We start from the raw sequence: 13,609 nt of genomic DNA on the forward strand, positions 1-13,609 counted from the left end.
CCGGGGACGCGGCGCGGGCGGTGCGCGCCGGGCGGCCGGTGCGCGCCCGGCGGCCGGCGGGAGCGCCGCGGCCCAGCGCCGCGAGCGTCCGGCTCGGGCTGCTGTTCGGCCTCGGGTCCGTGTGCTTCGCCGTCGGGTCGCTGCCGCTGTACGCGGCGCGGGTCGCGCCCGAGGTGGCGGCGTGGACGTTCGTGGTCGGGTCGGTGATGTTCACCTCGGCGGCGGCGTTCCAGGTCGCGGGGACGCCGCGGGACGACCGCCTCGACCGCGCGGCGGCGCTGGTGCAGCTGGTCGGCACGGTGTGCTTCAACGTCAGCACGTACGCGGCGACGCGGGACCTCGCGGCGCCGTCGGCCCGGCGCCTGGTGTGGGCGCCGGACGTGTACGGGTCGGTGTGCTTCCTCGTGGCGAGCGTCCTCGCGTGCGTGGCCGTGCGGCGCGCGGTGCGGCCGCGGGCGGTGCACGGCGTGCCGGGCTCCGTGCCGGGCACCGCGCCGGGCGAGCGGGGCGCGCCGGGCAAGCCGGGCGCGCGGGTCGCGTGGCGGCGCGGGTCTGTCGACTGGTGGGTGGCGGCGCTGAACCTCGCCGGGTCGGTGGCGTTCGGCGCGGCGGCGGTCGCGGCGCGGTACGTCGCGGGCACCACCGAGGAGACGAACGTGGCGCTGGTGAACGCCGGGACGTGCGCGGGGGCGGTGTGCTTCCTCGCCGGCGCGGCGCTGCTGCCGGTGGGGTCGGTGCGCGAGCGCTCGCGCGCCCGCGGCACGGCTGCGTAGGCCAGGTGGGGCTTGAACCCACGACCGACGGATTATGAGTCCGCTGCTCTGACCGGCTGAGCTACTGGCCCTCGTCGACCCCCGAGGCTACCAGCGGGCCCCGGAGCGCCCTGACCTGCGGGTCCCCGGGTCGCGTTGACACGTCCGCGCGCCCCGCACTAGCGTCTGCGGAAACCGGTTGCGAAACACCGACCTAGCAAGGGAGCTAGCCATGTTCAGCACACCTCGGTGGTCCCGGGGCCTCACGGCGGCCGCGGTCCTCGGCGCCGCGGGCCTGGTCCTGACCGCCTGCGCGCCGTCGGCGCCCGCCCCGTCGGGCGCGGGCTCCGGCTCGTCGGGCGACGCCACCAGCATCACCGTCGGCATGGAGGCCGGCTCCCCGCACGAGGCCTTCTACCGGGAGCTGGCGGCGGAGTTCACGGAGGAGACCGGCATCGGCGTCGAGATCCTCGGCGTCCCGCACGACACCATGCACCAGCAGTTCCTCTCGGACGCGATCGCCGGCGGCGGCGCCTACGACGTCCTGACCGTCGACCAGCCGTGGATCGCCGAGTTCGCCCAGAACGGGTACCTGTCCCCGCTGGGCGACCGGCTCGAGGACGCGGACCGCGACGACTTCGTCGAGCACACGCTGGACACGGTGAGCTACGACGGCGAGCTCTACGGCCTGCCGTTCCTGGTGCACAACCTGGTGACGTACTACCGCCCGAGCCTGCTCGAGGCCGCCGGGATCGACGGCCCGCCGACGACGTGGGAGGAGTACCGGGCGGCCGCGGCCGCGACGACCGACCCCGCCGCGGGCGTCTACGGGACGATGGTGCCCGGCAACCGGGACGGCGAGGTCGCGACCCGGTTCGAGAGCTACGTCCAGCAGGCCGGCGGCGACATCGTCGACGAGGACGGCGCGCCCACCATCGACACCCCGGAGGCGCGCGACGCCTTCGACCTCATGACCGGGATCCAGTTCGAGGACCAGTCGAGCCCGCAGGGGCTGCACGACCTGTCCGCGATGCAGGGCCAGTTCCTCGAGGGCAAGGTCGCGATGATCTCCATCTGGCCGTACCTCTGGGCGCAGGCCTCCGACCCGGCGCAGTCGAAGATCGCCGACGACGTCGCGGTGGCCCTCAACCCGGGCGACCCGGACCAGGTCAGCACGACGTTCTCCTGGGGCTTCGGCGTCTCGGCGTCCTCGGACGCGCAGGACGCCGCGTGGCAGTGGGTGCACTGGGCGACCAGCAGCGACGTCCTGGCGCGCAAGGCGATCGAGCAGCTGTCCCCAGCGCCCCGCACGTCGTCGATGGAGACGCTCGCCGCGTCCGACGAGCTGTCGCAGGCCGACCGCGACGCGCTGGCGGTGTTCTCCGAGTCCGTCGAGGTGAGCACCACGATGCCGATGACCCCGGCGTACGCGCAGTACCAGACGGCGATCGCGGAGGCCGTGTCGGCCGTCATGTCGCAGCAGCAGACGCCCGACGAGGCCCTCGCCGCGGCGCAGTCCGAGATGGAGCGGGCAGCTGGCCGCTGACCTGCGTGGTGGCGGGCGGCCGGGGACGCCCGCCCGCCACCACGCACCGGCCGGCCCCGTGGGCGCCGACCCCGGGACGCCCGGGCGCCGAGCCACGGTCCGCAGGGGCGGCCTGCTCGCCGGGCGCCGGCGCGCCGGCGTGCTGCTGACCCTCCCCGCGCTGCTCGCGCTCGCCGCGACCGCGCTGTACCCGCTGCTGTGGACCGTGTCCCTCAGCCTGCAGGAGTTCAGCGTGGCGGTCGGCGGGCCCGCGCCCTCGTTCGCCGGGTTGGACAACTACGCCCGGGTGCTCGGCTCGCCGGCCTTCTGGACGGCGCTCACGCAGACGCTGGGCTACGTCGTCACCACGCTCGTCGTCGAGCTGGCGATCGGCATCCCGATCGCCCTGCTCCTGCAGCGCGAGACGCGCGGCCGCAAGGTGCTGCGCCTCGTGCTGGCCCTGCCGCTGATGATCGCGCCCGTCGTGGCGTCGATGGCGTGGAAGTTCCTGTTCTCGCCGGGCTACGGCCTGGTCAACGAGGGGCTCGCGCTCGTCGGGATCACCGGGCCCGCCTGGTTCGCCGACCCGTGGTTCGCGCGGACGACGATCCTGGTCACCAACGCCTGGCTCGCGGTGCCGTTCGTCGTGCTGGTGCTCCTCGCGGGCCTGGCGAACATCCCCGGCGAGCTCAAGGAGGCCGCCCGGACGGACGGCGCCTCGCCGTGGCAGACCTTCTGGCGGATCACGCTGCCGCTGCTGCGGCCCTCGATCCTCATCATCCTCGTGATCCGGCTCGCCGACGCCTTCCGGGTGTTCGACGCGGTGTACGTGATGACGGGCGGCGGCCCCGGTTCGTCGACGGAGGTGCTGAGCACCTTCCTGTACCGGCAGATGTTCACCGCCACCGACTTCGGCGGCGGGGCGGCCACGTCGGTGCTGTTCGTGATCGTCATCGGCGTCACCGCCGGTGCGGTCTTCCTCTGGCTGCGCCCGCGAGGTGAGCGATGACCACCCTGACCCTGCCCGCCCGCGGGCCGCGGACCACCCGGCGGGTCGCCCGCGGCACCGCCACCGCGCTCGTCGCCGCGGCCGCGTCGTTCCTGTTCCTGCTGCCCGTCGTCTGGGTGGTCGCGACCTCGCTGAAGCCGGACGTCGAGATCTTCGCGATCCCGCCCACCGTGCTGCCGGAGTCCCCGACCACGACGCACTTCGCGTCGGTCCTCGGGAACGAGACCGTCCTGCAGTTCTTCCGGAACAGCCTGCTCGCGGCGGGCGGGGCGACGGCCGTCGGGCTGCTGCTCGGCGTGCCCGCCGCCTTCGGCTTCGCGAAGTTCCGCTACCGGTTCTCCGGCGTCCTGCTGGGGTCGGTGCTGGTCACCCGGATGTTCCCGCCTGTGGCGCTCGCGCTGCCGTTCTTCCTGCAGTTCCGCCAGCTCGGGCTGATCGACAGCCCGCTCGGCCTGGCGATCGCGTACCTGCCGATCGTGCTGCCGCTGATCATCTGGATGCTCGAGGGCTTCTTCCGCGAGCTCCCCGAGGAGCTGCTGGAGGCGGCGCGGCTGGACGGCGCCGGCACCCTCGGCACCATCGGGCGGATCGTGCTGCCGATCTCGACCCCCGCCGTCGCGGTCGCGGCCCTGTTCGGGTTCCTCGCGGCGTGGAACGAGCTCGTCATCGCCCTGTCGCTCACCCGGACCCCGGCCGCGCAGACGATGCCGGTCGGCATCTCCGGGTACATCACCCAGTTCCAGACGCTGTGGGGCGACATGACCGCGGCCGCGGTCGTCTACCTGCTGCCCGTCCTCGTCCTGACGCTGCTGTGCCAGCGGGGCATCATCTCCGGCCTCACCGCGGGCGCCACCAAGGGCTGAGCCGCCCGCCCGCCGCACGCACCCTCCCGCACCGCCCCCCCGACGGCGCGCCCCCGAGCGCGCCCCGAGCACCACCAGGAGCACCCCGTGATCGAGATCCGCACCTCCGGCCCCGACGGCGCCCACGGCGTCGAGCTCTGGTCCGCCCCGGACGCCGGCACCGAGCGCCTGCTCGCGAGCCCCGCGCCCGTCGTCGTCGAGGTCCACACCGGTGACCCGGCCGACTGGCGCGGGGAGCGCGTGCCCGCGCCCTACGGCGAGGTCGTCCGCGACGGGGCCGCCCTGCTCGCCACCGCCCGGGCCCGGACCGCCGCCGGCGAGGTCGTGGTCGTGGACCGCTGGGCGCCCGAGGGCGACGGCGTCCGCGTCGACCGCCGGGTGCGGGTGCACGCCCCGGCGCCCGGGACCGCGGTGCGCGCCGTCCTCGACCTCGACGTGGTCGGCGCCGGGTTCGACGAGCGGGCCCAGGTGTTCGCGCCGCCCGCCCTCTACGACCTGAACGACGTGGACGGCGACGGCGTCGAGGACTACCTCGACACCCGCGAGCTCGTGTTCCGGGACGACCGGCTCACCGGCCTCGCCGTCCTGGCGTACGCCCCGGGCCGGGGGCTCGGGGTGTGGCTGTCCCGCCAGGACGTCCCCGCGCACGACGACGCCCCGGAGCGCGCCCGCGGTCAGCAGGCCTTCGCGCAGCGCACGGACATCGGCTCGCTCGGCCTGCTGGACCGGCCCGGCGGCTGGTCGTTGTCGGCCGCGTACCCCTTCGTGGAGCGTGCGCGCTCGCACGCGCTGACGGCCCGGGACCGGGAGCCGTGGGGCGCGTTCTGGCCCGTCGACGACGCGACCGACCTCACCGTGTCCTACGGCGTCGGCGTGGTGCGCGGCGCGACGGCGACCGACGCGCTGTGGCAGCTCTGGGGTGCCCGGGTGGCGCACCTGCAGCCGCGGCGCGTCGAGCTGCCGGTGCCCGTCGAGGACCTCACCGCCCTGCGCCTCGACGCGCTGCTGCCGTACTACCGGGAGAACGCCACGACGGCGGGCTTCGTGACGAACTGCCACCCGCAGGACGGGCGCCAGCTCGGCGACGTGCTGCAGTACGGCTTCACCGGGCAGACCGTGCTCAACGCCCTGCACGTGCTGAACCACGCCCCCGAGATCGCGGACCCCGCGGCGCGCGACAAGGCGCTGCGGGCGGTCGAGAGCTTCGTCCGGCGGGCCGGCGGCTCGCCGCTGGGCCTGGTGCACACGCTCTACGACTTCGACTCCGAGCGGGACGCGAGCTGGTGGAGCGGGCTGCTGCTGCCGCTGGCGTACGCGGAGGAGGGTGCCGACCTGCGGGACCTGATGGGCCCGGTGCTCGAGCACATGGCCTACGCGGTGGACGCGCTGTCGGGCGCGCCCGACGGCACGTACCTGCGGTGCGTCGCCGAGGAGCACCACGCCCTGCTCCGCGCCTACGCCGCGGAGCGCGAGCGCGGCACGGTGCACGAGGAGTGGCTCGCGGTCGCGCGGTCCTTCGGGGAGTTCCTGCTCGGGGCGCAGGAGGAGGACGGGTCCTGGCGCCGCGCCTACGCCTTCGACGGGTCGGCGCTCGTCGAGCCGCGCGCGTGGTTCGGCCGGGCGGAGCTCAACCAGAAGTCGTCGACCGCGACCGCGGTGCCGTTCCTCCACGAGCTCTTCCAGGCGACGGGCGACCCGCGCTGGCGGGACGCCGCGGTGCGCGCGGCCGGGTTCGTCGCCGAGCACTTCGTCCGGGGGCTGAAGTTCAACGGCGGCATCCACGACTCGATCTACGCCCGGGCCCAGCTGGTCGACTCCGAGAGCATCCTGTTCTCGCTGCGGGCCTGCCTCGCGGCCGCCGAGCTCACCGGCGACGACGACCTGCGCGCCGCCGCGGTGGACGCGGCGCGCGTGCTGGCCACCTGGGTCTACCTCTGGGACGTGCCGCTGCCGCCCGGGAGCACGATGGCCGGGTACGGGTTCCGCAGCACCGGCTGGAGCGCCTGCGACACCGCGGGCGCCGGCTACATCCACCCCTACGAGCTGCACGCCGTGCCCGACCTGTTCGAGGCCGCCCTGATCGGCGACGACGACGTGCTCGCCGAGGTCGCGGACCTGGTGCTGCACGGCTCGAACGAGACCGTCGCCACCCCCGGGCGCGACTGGGGGTACGCCCGGCCCGGGCTGCAGGAGGAGGGGCTGCTGGTCAGCTGGTGGCTGATCGACGACCCGATGTTCGTGGACACCGGCTTCGGCGGTCGCGGCAAGGGCGAGGGCAACAAGACCTGCCTGCCGTGGATCTCGGCCGTCGGCATCGACGCCACCGACGAGGCCCTGCGGCGCTTCGGCACGACCGACCTGCGGACCTGCTGGCAGGACCGCCGCCGCGCCGCCGTCGCGTCCCGCTAGGGTCGGCGGACACAGGTGGTGGACGTCACGACCGCCCCGCCCGGGTCGACCGGGCGGGGCGGGGACGCCGGGGACGACGGGAGCGCACGGGCGATGGGTCTGGAGAGCGGCGACGTCGTGCAGCAGCGCCCAGCCGCCCGCGCCACGCTCGCGGACGTCGCGCGGCGGGCCGGGGTGTCGAAGGGCACCGCGTCCAAGGCGCTCAACGGGCGGGGCGAGATCCGGCCCGAGACGCGTCAGCGCGTGCTGGAGGCCGCCGACGCGCTGTCGTTCACGCCGTCGGTGCTCGCCCAGAACCTCGCGAACGGGCGCACCGGCACCGTCGGGGTCCTGACCAACGACCTCGAGGGCCGGTTCGTCATCCCGATCCTCATGGGCGCGGAGGACGCGCTCGGGGCCGGTCGCATCTCGGTGATCCTCACCGACGCGCGCGGGGACGCCATCCGCGAGCAGCAGCAGCTGCGCACCCTGCTCGAGCGGCAGATCGACGGGCTGATCGTCGTCGGCGGCCCGCGCACGGACCCGCGCCCCTCGCTCGGGCAGGACCTCCCGGTGCCGGTGGTCTACGCCTACGCACCCTCCGAAGACCCGCAGGACCTGTCGCTGGCCGCCGACAACGTCCAGGCCGGCCGCATCGCCGCCGAGCACCTCTGGGACCTCGGCCGCCGCCGGATCGCCTACGTCGGCGGCGACCCCACGTACGCCGCGTCCCGGGAGCGCGAGGCGGGCGCGGCGGCGGCGCTCGCCGAGCACGGCGCGACGCTGCTCGGCACCGGCGCCGGCTCCGGGAACTGGAGCGAGCGCTGGGGCCGCGCGGCGACCACGCGCCTGCTGGCGCAGCACCCCGACCTGGACGCGGTCGTCGCCGCGTCGGACCAGCTCGCGCGCGCCGCGCTCGACATCCTGCGGGACCACGGCCGCCGGGTGCCGGAGGACGTGGCGGTGGTGGGCCACGACAACTGGTCGCTCGTCGTGACCAACACCCGGCCGGAGCTGACCAGCGTCGACACCCGGCTCGAGCTCCTCGGGCGGACCGCCGCCAGCCGGCTGTTCGCCGCGCTCTCGGGGGACGAGCTGGGGGCCGGGGTGGAGCTGCTGCCGGTCGAGCTCGCGGTGCGCGGCTCGACCGTCGCGGACGGCTGAGCCGCGGCGGGACGGGCGCCGGTGGGTCCGGGGTCCGGTCGCCCGTGATCCGGCTACGGTGGGTCACCGTGCCGCTCTTCTCCCGCCGCCACGCCCTGCCCGACGACGTGCGCCGCGCCCTCGACCTCCCGGCGGGCGACCGGGTGCTCGCCGTCGCCGCGTCGGGCGACCGCTGGCTCGCCGCCACCCGGCAGGCGCTCTACGTCGCCGGCGGGACCGCGGACGCGCCGGTGCGCCGGCACCCGTGGTCGGACGTCGACCGGGCGTCGTTCGCGCCCGAGCCGCCCGCCATCACCGTGCACTGGGTGACCGGTGCGGTCGAGGTGCTGCCGTTGGACCCGCCGGTGCCGGTGCCGTTCGCGCAGACCCTGCGGGAGCGGGTGCAGTCCTCGGTCGTGCACGTCGAGACCGTCACCGTGCCGGGTGCCGGGCCCGTCCGGGTCGCCCTGCGGCGGGGCGAGTCGGGAGACCTGTTCACGCAGGTCATCGGCACCGGGCGGGTCGACCTGGCCGACCCCGGCGTGGCGGCCCTGCTCGACGCCGCGGAGGCGCGGGTGCGCGCGGCGGCCGGCCTGCGCGCGTGATCCCGGCGGTGACCGGGACCACGCGGGACGTGTCAGGAGCAGCCCCGGAGGGCTGCTAGAGTTCTTCCCGCACGATCCCTCGTAGCTCAATTGGCAGAGCATCCGACTGTTAATCGGACGGTTACTGGTTCGAGTCCAGTCGAGGGAGCAACCACGACGGCCCGCACCCTGCATCGCGCAGGAGGCGGGCCGTTCGCGTGCCCGGGGTGCGGGTGCGCACCGGGCCGGGCGATGTCGTCACGTGCCCTGCTCGCGCAGCGTCGTCGCCAGCTCCTGGACGTACCGGTCGATGCGGATGACCTCGTCGCGCGTCCACGCGGCGGGCAGGCGGCTGTAGGCGTTCAGCGCGACGGTGCTGATCTCGTCGACGTAGCCCGGCAGTGCGACGAAGGACCGGTAGCCGTGGCCCCGTGCGCGCCGGTTCCACCGGGGCCAGCGCGCGTCGACGTCGAGATCGTCCACGACCACGCTGCTCAGCTGTCGGATCGCCTCGAGGCAGGGGCCCGCCCCGTCGTCCACCTCGAGCCGGTCGCACTCCGCCGCGGCGGGATCGCTGCTCGCGACCTGGTCGAACCGGTCGCCGGTGCGCAGGATGACGCTGCAGGCGGGGACCCCGGTCCGCGAGGGTGCGGCATCGGCGAACGCGTCGAGGATCTCGTGCACGATCTCACCGGCTCTCGGGCGCGACCGGCGCCACGGCCGGCGAGGGAACGCCCTCGTGGGCGCCTGGTCGACTCCGACCTCGCCAGTGTGGCACGGCTCGGGCCGCCCGATGACCCCGGAACAGGACGGATCGAACCGGGCGTGCAATCCTGGAGAGGTACCGTCGTCAGCCTCGACGACTCCCGGCGGTCGCGCCGTGGTCCGCATCGGGCATCGCAGGCGCGCCGGGACACGAGGGGTCACCGTTGAGAAGCGACGCGTACGAGGTGCACGTCCTGCTGCAGGATCTCGACGGCGGATCCCCCCGGTGGTGGCGCGAGCGTTCCGGGGCCGGTCCGCCGAGGACGGTCCTGGAGCTGCACGTCCCCCCGCGGCGCGGTGCGGTGTGGATCGCCCGGCACTGGGCGTGCGACCGAGCCCGCGAGTCGGCGGTCCCCGACGAGTCCCTCCCCGACATCGAGCTGCTGACGAGCGAGCTCGTCGCCAACGCGATCGTCCACGGTCCCGGCGGCGAGGTCGAGGTGCGGTTCAGCGTCGACAGCGACTGCGTCCGGGTCGAGGTCTCGGACACCAGCGCCGGCCGGCCGCAGGTCCGACGCCCGGACCCGGGCACGCCCGGTGGGCAGGGGCTGCGTCTGGTGTCGATGCTCGCGACCGAGTGGGGCCACGGGCGCCGCGCCGGCCGGACCGGCAACACCGTGTGGTTCACCCTCTCGATCTGACCGCCCGACGGTCGGGCCGGCGGGACGTGCGACGGTCGGCGGTCGGCGGCAGCACCCGTGCGCGGCGCACCGTCGCCGGGTCCCCGCCCAGCAGCTCGCGCAGCGTCCGGCGCCTAGGGTGTCCGCCGTGGGACTGTTCAGCCGGAGGTCGCGAGAGCCCGAACCGGACGAGCCGGAGGCCGGCGCGGAGCCCGATCCGGCGCCCCCGGCGGCACCTCTCGCCGGCGAGCCCGGCCCGGGCGTGCGCCACGACCGCGTCCGTGAGGCGCTCGGCGCCTGGGCGGAGCGCAAGGACGCCCGGACGTTCGCCGACGTGCTCCGCCGCGCCGTGTCCGGCGAGCTCCTGCTCGACGTGACCGACTCCCGGCTCGCGGACCCCGAGCGCGGGTTCCAGCAGGGCGACACCCTGGCGATCGCCTCGATCCGGGACAACGCCGGCGCGGACCTGCTGGTCGCGTTCACGGGGCACGACGAGCTGCAGCGGATGCGGCAGGCGGCGGGGCGGTCGCTGGTCCAGCCCGCGGCGGCGGTGCTCGCGCAGGCGGTGCGCGACCACCAGGGCATCGTCGTCGACGGCCGCGCGCCGGGGGCGTTCATCGTGTACGCGGCCGAGATCCGGCAGCACCTCACCGAGGAGCCCGAGGCGGTCGCCCGGCTGACCGAGGCGACGACGACGCGGTCGCTGCCGTTCGCGCAGTACGTCGAGGCGCTGGGGGCGGGGCCGCTGTTCGTCCCCGTCGCGACCGACCCCGACGACGGGCCGGCCGGGCCGGCCGCCACCGGACCGGACGGCGGCGCGTACACCGTGGTGGGGACGTCGCCCGCGGAGGTGTGGGCGTGGCGGCCCGGTGGGGCGGTCCGGCGGGCCGCTCTCGCGGAGATCGCCGCCGCGACGCTCGGCGCGGGCCGGGCCGGGATCGTGGTCAACCCGGCCGGCCCGCCGGTCGTGGTCCCGGCCGCCGCGCTCCCGCGCTGACCGGCGCGGACACGCCCGCGGGACCAACGGCCCGCCGTCGTCGCGCCCGCCGTCTGGCAAGATGCCCCGGTTCGTCTGAATCGCCGCAGCAGGAAGTCAGGGTCATGCGCAGGATCGCCGTCGCCGGCATCGTGGGAGTCGTCGCACTCGGTCTCGTCGGGTGCGGGGAGCTCTCGGTCCACCGGACCGGGTCGCCCGACGCCCAGGAGATCGCCGAGGCCCGGGCGGCGCAGAGCGAGTAGCGCCGGCGTGCCGGGTCAGTCCGCCGCCTCCGGCGGCCACACCACCCGGAACCGCTCCAGGACGATCTCGTCCTGCTCGCTCCACACGGCGCCGCGCGCCGCGCAGGTGCGCTCCCAGTAGATCCGGTGCTGCTCCCGCCAGCTGCGCAGGCTGCGGTCGTCCTCGCCCTCGTCGAAGGCGAAGTCCGCGTCGACCTCCCGGAACGTGGCGATCCGCAGCTCGGTCGTCCGGAGCACGAGCTGCGGCGCGCCCCGGCCGTCGCACGCCACCCAGTGCGCGCCGATGCGGGGGAGCGCCTCGCCGCGGTGGGCGAACTCGGCCACGAGCTCGGCGGTCGCACGCTTGTTGCCGTGCCGGACGATGCCGAGCAGCTCGTCGCTCAGCTCGACGGAGTCGCCGAACCGGTCGACGACGTACTCGTCGCCGGCGGCGACCGCCTCGGGGTGCGCGGCGACGTAGGCGCGCCAGAGGGCGGCGGCCGCGTCGGTGTCGAGCGGGCCGGGCGGGGTGCGGTGGCTGGTCACCCGGACATCCTGCCGTCCGGCGCGCTCGACGCCGAGTGGATACGAGACACGTCGACTGCCCATCCCGTGGGTAGGCACTCGACGTGTCCGGTAGGCACTCGGCGGCGGGCGGCGGGCCGGCGGGCGGCGGGCGCGGCGGTCGGGGCGACGACAGGCGCCGGCGGGCGGCGGATCGCAGCCGGTGGGGCGCGCGTGCCGGGGGCCGGCCCGGTCCCGCTACCGTGGCGGCATGGCGATCATCCACCGGGCGACCCTCGTCCCGACCAAGGCCGAGCTCATCGCCGCCTGGCTCCCCGCGCAGCCGTGGTGCGGCGGCGCGGTCGCCGAGGTGGCGCCGGTCGGCGCGTACCGGTTCGACGACCCCGAGGGCGAGGTCGGCATCGAGTCGCACCTGGTCGAGGTCGGCGGCCGGCTGCTGCACGTGCCGCTGACCTACCGCGGCGCGCCGCTGCCGGGCGCCGAGGAGTGGCTGGTCGGCACGATGGAGCACTCGGTGCTCGGCACGCGCTGGGTGTACGACGGCCCGGGCGACCCGGTCTACCGGGACGAGCTCGCGCGGGTGGTCCGCGAGGCCGACACCGAGGTGCGGATGTGGGTCGAGACGCCCGAGGGCCGGGTGGAGCGCGAGCCGACCGTGCGGGTCCGGGGGAGCGGCGCCGCCGACGCGGCCGCCGAGCCGGAGGTCGTCGTCGTGCGCGAGCCCCGCCCGGGCCTCACCGCGCCGACGGACCGGACGCTCGTCGGCACGTGGGCGGGCCAGGACGAGCCCGTCGTGCTGGCGTACCTCGCCTGACCCGCGGCGGCCCGCGCGGCTACGCGAACAGCGCCTGACCCACGAACGGCCCGTCGTCGGCGAGCGCCGGCGTCCCGTCCGCACCGGTCGGCAGCGTCCCGTCGGGCACGCCCGGCGGCACGGCGTACAGCCCCGATCCGGTGTGCACGAGGTACTCCATCAGCCCGTCCTGCGACGACAACCGGGTCTGCATCGGCACGAAGTGCGTGCGCGGGTCGACGACGAACGCGAGGAAGAACAGCCCCGCGTCGAGCCGGCCGAGCGCGTCGTTGCCGTCGGTGAAGTTGTACCCGCGGCGCAGCATCCGGACGCCGTCGTTCTGGGTCGGGTGCGCCAGGCGGACGTGCGAGTCGAGCGCGACGAGCGGCCTGCCGTCGCCGCCGGTGGCGTCGAGGTCGGGCTCGGTGAACTCGGTGCCGCCGGACAGCGGCGCGCCCTCGCCCTTGTTCCGGCCGACCAGGGCCTCCTGCTCGCGCAGCGACGACCGGTCCCAGGTCTCGACGTGCATCCGGATCCGGCGCGCGACGAGGTAGGTGCCGCCGGTGAGCCAGGCCGCGTCGGTGCCGCCCTCCGTCGCCGCGGCCGCGGGCACCCACACGTGCGCCTCGACGTCGGCGGTCTCCTCGGCCTTGAGGTTGGCGGTGCCGTCCTTGAAGCCGAACAGGTTCCGCGGCGTCTTCTGCGCGGTGCTGGTGGAGGAGGTCCGGCCGTAGCCGAGCTGGGTCCACCGGATGCGGGCGGTGCCGAACGCGGCGCGCGACAAATCCCGCACGGCGTGCACGGCGACCTGGGGGTCGTCGGCGCACGCCTGGACGACCAGATCGCCGTCGCTGCGGGCGGGGTCGAGGTCGTCGCCGGCGAAGTGCGGCAGGGCGATCAGGCCCGCGGGCAGCCGACCGGCCAGCCCGAACCGGTCGGCCTCCGCGCCGGGCGCCCCGACGAACAGCGACCGCCCGAACCCGAACGTGATCGTCAGCCCCGCGGCGGGCAGGTCGGCGGCCTCGCCGGTGTCGTCCGGCGGCGCGTCGTACGGCCCGGAGGCGGGGGCGAACTGCCCGGCCGGCAGGCCCTGCGTCATCCGGGCGGCCATCACGGTCCACCGGCGCAGCAGGTCGACGAGCGCGTCCCGGTCGGTGGTCGTCACGTCGAACGCGGCGAGGTAGAGCCGGTCCTGCGCCGGGGTGACGATGCCCGCCTGGTGCGCGCCGGTGAACGGGTAGGTGCGGTCGGCGCCCGCCGGCGAAGCGGCGGGCGCGGGGGACCGGGCGGCGTCCACCGCCACGGCTCCAGCGGCCCCAGCGGCGGCCGCACCCGCGACGAGGCCGCCGCCGAGCCCGAGCAGGGCGCGGCGGGACATCCCGCGCCGACCGCCGTCCGGGCCGCCCGCGGGCGAGCCGGGTCCG

At 75.8% G+C, this 13,609-nt stretch carries 14 protein-coding genes and 2 tRNA genes; 12 read left to right on the forward strand and 4 right to left on the reverse strand.

Annotated elements, in window-relative coordinates; all coding sequences use genetic code 11:
• Window positions 1-773, forward strand: a 773-nt coding sequence (locus J5O08_RS18980) for a YrhK family protein (protein ID WP_218708466.1), incomplete at its 5' end; no start/stop codon positions are given.
• Here the strand turns inward: J5O08_RS18980 and J5O08_RS18985 are convergent.
• A tRNA-Ile gene (locus J5O08_RS18985) sits at window positions 771-844 on the reverse strand. The genes J5O08_RS18980 and J5O08_RS18985 overlap by 3 nt on opposite strands.
• A gap of 140 nt (window positions 845-984) precedes the next feature.
• Here J5O08_RS18985 and J5O08_RS18990 point away from each other — a divergent pair.
• The 7 genes from J5O08_RS18990 to J5O08_RS19020 all read left to right on the forward strand — a co-directional run bounded on the left by J5O08_RS18990 (window position 985) and on the right by J5O08_RS19020 (window position 8,433).
• The gene (locus J5O08_RS18990; RefSeq protein ID WP_218708467.1) at window positions 985-2,298 is read left to right on the forward strand and encodes a sugar ABC transporter substrate-binding protein; all 1,314 of its coding nucleotides are present in this window, start codon (window positions 985-987) and stop codon (window positions 2,296-2,298) included.
• A 58-nt stretch (window positions 2,299-2,356) separates the two neighbouring features.
• Entirely contained in the window at window positions 2,357-3,286 is a 930-nt protein-coding gene (locus J5O08_RS18995) for a carbohydrate ABC transporter permease (protein ID WP_218708468.1), read from the forward strand.
• Window positions 3,283-4,149 carry a carbohydrate ABC transporter permease gene (locus tag J5O08_RS19000; protein ID WP_158375280.1) on the forward strand — a complete coding sequence of 289 codons (867 nt, stop codon included), beginning with the start codon at window positions 3,283-3,285 and terminating at the stop codon, window positions 4,147-4,149. The genes J5O08_RS18995 and J5O08_RS19000 overlap by 4 nt, the downstream gene beginning before the upstream one ends.
• 87 nt (window positions 4,150-4,236) lie before the next feature.
• Window positions 4,237-6,558 carry a hypothetical protein gene (locus J5O08_RS19005; RefSeq protein WP_218708469.1) on the forward strand — a complete coding sequence of 774 codons (2,322 nt, stop codon included), beginning with the start codon at window positions 4,237-4,239 and terminating at the stop codon, window positions 6,556-6,558.
• Between the two features lie 93 nt (window positions 6,559-6,651).
• Window positions 6,652-7,701 carry a LacI family DNA-binding transcriptional regulator gene (locus J5O08_RS19010; RefSeq protein ID WP_218708470.1) on the forward strand — a complete coding sequence of 350 codons (1,050 nt, stop codon included), beginning with the start codon at window positions 6,652-6,654 and terminating at the stop codon, window positions 7,699-7,701.
• Between the two features lie 68 nt (window positions 7,702-7,769).
• Window positions 7,770-8,285 carry a hypothetical protein gene (locus J5O08_RS19015; RefSeq protein ID WP_218708471.1) on the forward strand — a complete coding sequence of 172 codons (516 nt, stop codon included), beginning with the start codon at window positions 7,770-7,772 and terminating at the stop codon, window positions 8,283-8,285.
• 75 nt (window positions 8,286-8,360) lie between these two features.
• A tRNA-Asn gene (locus J5O08_RS19020) sits at window positions 8,361-8,433 on the forward strand.
• 89 nt (window positions 8,434-8,522) lie between these two features.
• Here J5O08_RS19020 and J5O08_RS19025 read toward each other — a convergent pair.
• Window positions 8,523-8,948 carry a GAF domain-containing protein gene (locus tag J5O08_RS19025; protein ID WP_218708472.1) on the reverse strand — a complete coding sequence of 142 codons (426 nt, stop codon included), beginning with the start codon at window positions 8,946-8,948 and terminating at the stop codon, window positions 8,523-8,525.
• A 245-nt stretch (window positions 8,949-9,193) separates the two neighbouring features.
• On the opposite strand from J5O08_RS19025, the gene J5O08_RS19030 reads away from it, so the two are divergent.
• From J5O08_RS19030 to J5O08_RS19040, 3 genes are all read left to right on the forward strand, one after another.
• Window positions 9,194-9,670: an ATP-binding protein gene (locus tag J5O08_RS19030; protein ID WP_218708473.1), complete on the forward strand. Its 477-nt coding sequence runs from the start codon at window positions 9,194-9,196 to the stop codon at window positions 9,668-9,670.
• A 127-nt stretch (window positions 9,671-9,797) separates the two neighbouring features.
• Complete coding sequence (locus tag J5O08_RS19035) at window positions 9,798-10,646, forward strand: SseB family protein (RefSeq protein WP_218708474.1); 849 nt, start codon at window positions 9,798-9,800, stop codon at window positions 10,644-10,646.
• Window positions 10,647-10,750: 104 nt separating this feature from the next.
• A complete protein-coding gene (locus tag J5O08_RS19040; protein ID WP_168217024.1) occupies window positions 10,751-10,888 on the forward strand; it encodes a hypothetical protein in 138 nt (45 codons plus the stop codon).
• A gap of 15 nt (window positions 10,889-10,903) precedes the next feature.
• On the opposite strand, the gene J5O08_RS19045 is transcribed toward J5O08_RS19040, so the two are convergent.
• A complete protein-coding gene (locus J5O08_RS19045; protein WP_308281726.1) occupies window positions 10,904-11,413 on the reverse strand; it encodes an ASCH domain-containing protein in 510 nt (169 codons plus the stop codon).
• Window positions 11,414-11,642: 229 nt separating this feature from the next.
• On the opposite strand from J5O08_RS19045, the gene J5O08_RS19050 reads away from it, so the two are divergent.
• Window positions 11,643-12,206, forward strand: a complete 564-nt coding sequence (locus J5O08_RS19050) for a hypothetical protein (protein ID WP_218708477.1) — start codon at window positions 11,643-11,645, stop codon at window positions 12,204-12,206.
• Between the two features lie 19 nt (window positions 12,207-12,225).
• Here the strand turns inward: J5O08_RS19050 and efeB are convergent.
• The coding region (gene efeB / locus J5O08_RS19055) for an iron uptake transporter deferrochelatase/peroxidase subunit (protein WP_374225997.1) at window positions 12,226-13,609 on the reverse strand (1,384 nt) is incomplete at its 5' end.

The organism is Cellulomonas sp. PS-H5 (assembly GCF_019265565.1).
Lineage (GTDB): Bacteria > Actinomycetota > Actinomycetes > Actinomycetales > Cellulomonadaceae > Cellulomonas.

Coding starts and splice junctions, on each gene's coding strand:
- J5O08_RS18990 (WP_218708467.1), top strand. CDS start 985: ATGTTCAGCACACCTCGGTGGTCCCGGGGCCTCACGGCGGCCGCGGTC.
- J5O08_RS19000 (WP_158375280.1), top strand. CDS start 3,283: ATGACCACCCTGACCCTGCCCGCCCGCGGGCCGCGGACCACCCGGCGG.
- J5O08_RS19010 (WP_218708470.1), top strand. CDS start 6,652: ATGGGTCTGGAGAGCGGCGACGTCGTGCAGCAGCGCCCAGCCGCCCGC.
- J5O08_RS19050 (WP_218708477.1), top strand. CDS start 11,643: ATGGCGATCATCCACCGGGCGACCCTCGTCCCGACCAAGGCCGAGCTC.
- J5O08_RS19040 (WP_168217024.1), top strand. CDS start 10,751: ATGCGCAGGATCGCCGTCGCCGGCATCGTGGGAGTCGTCGCACTCGGT.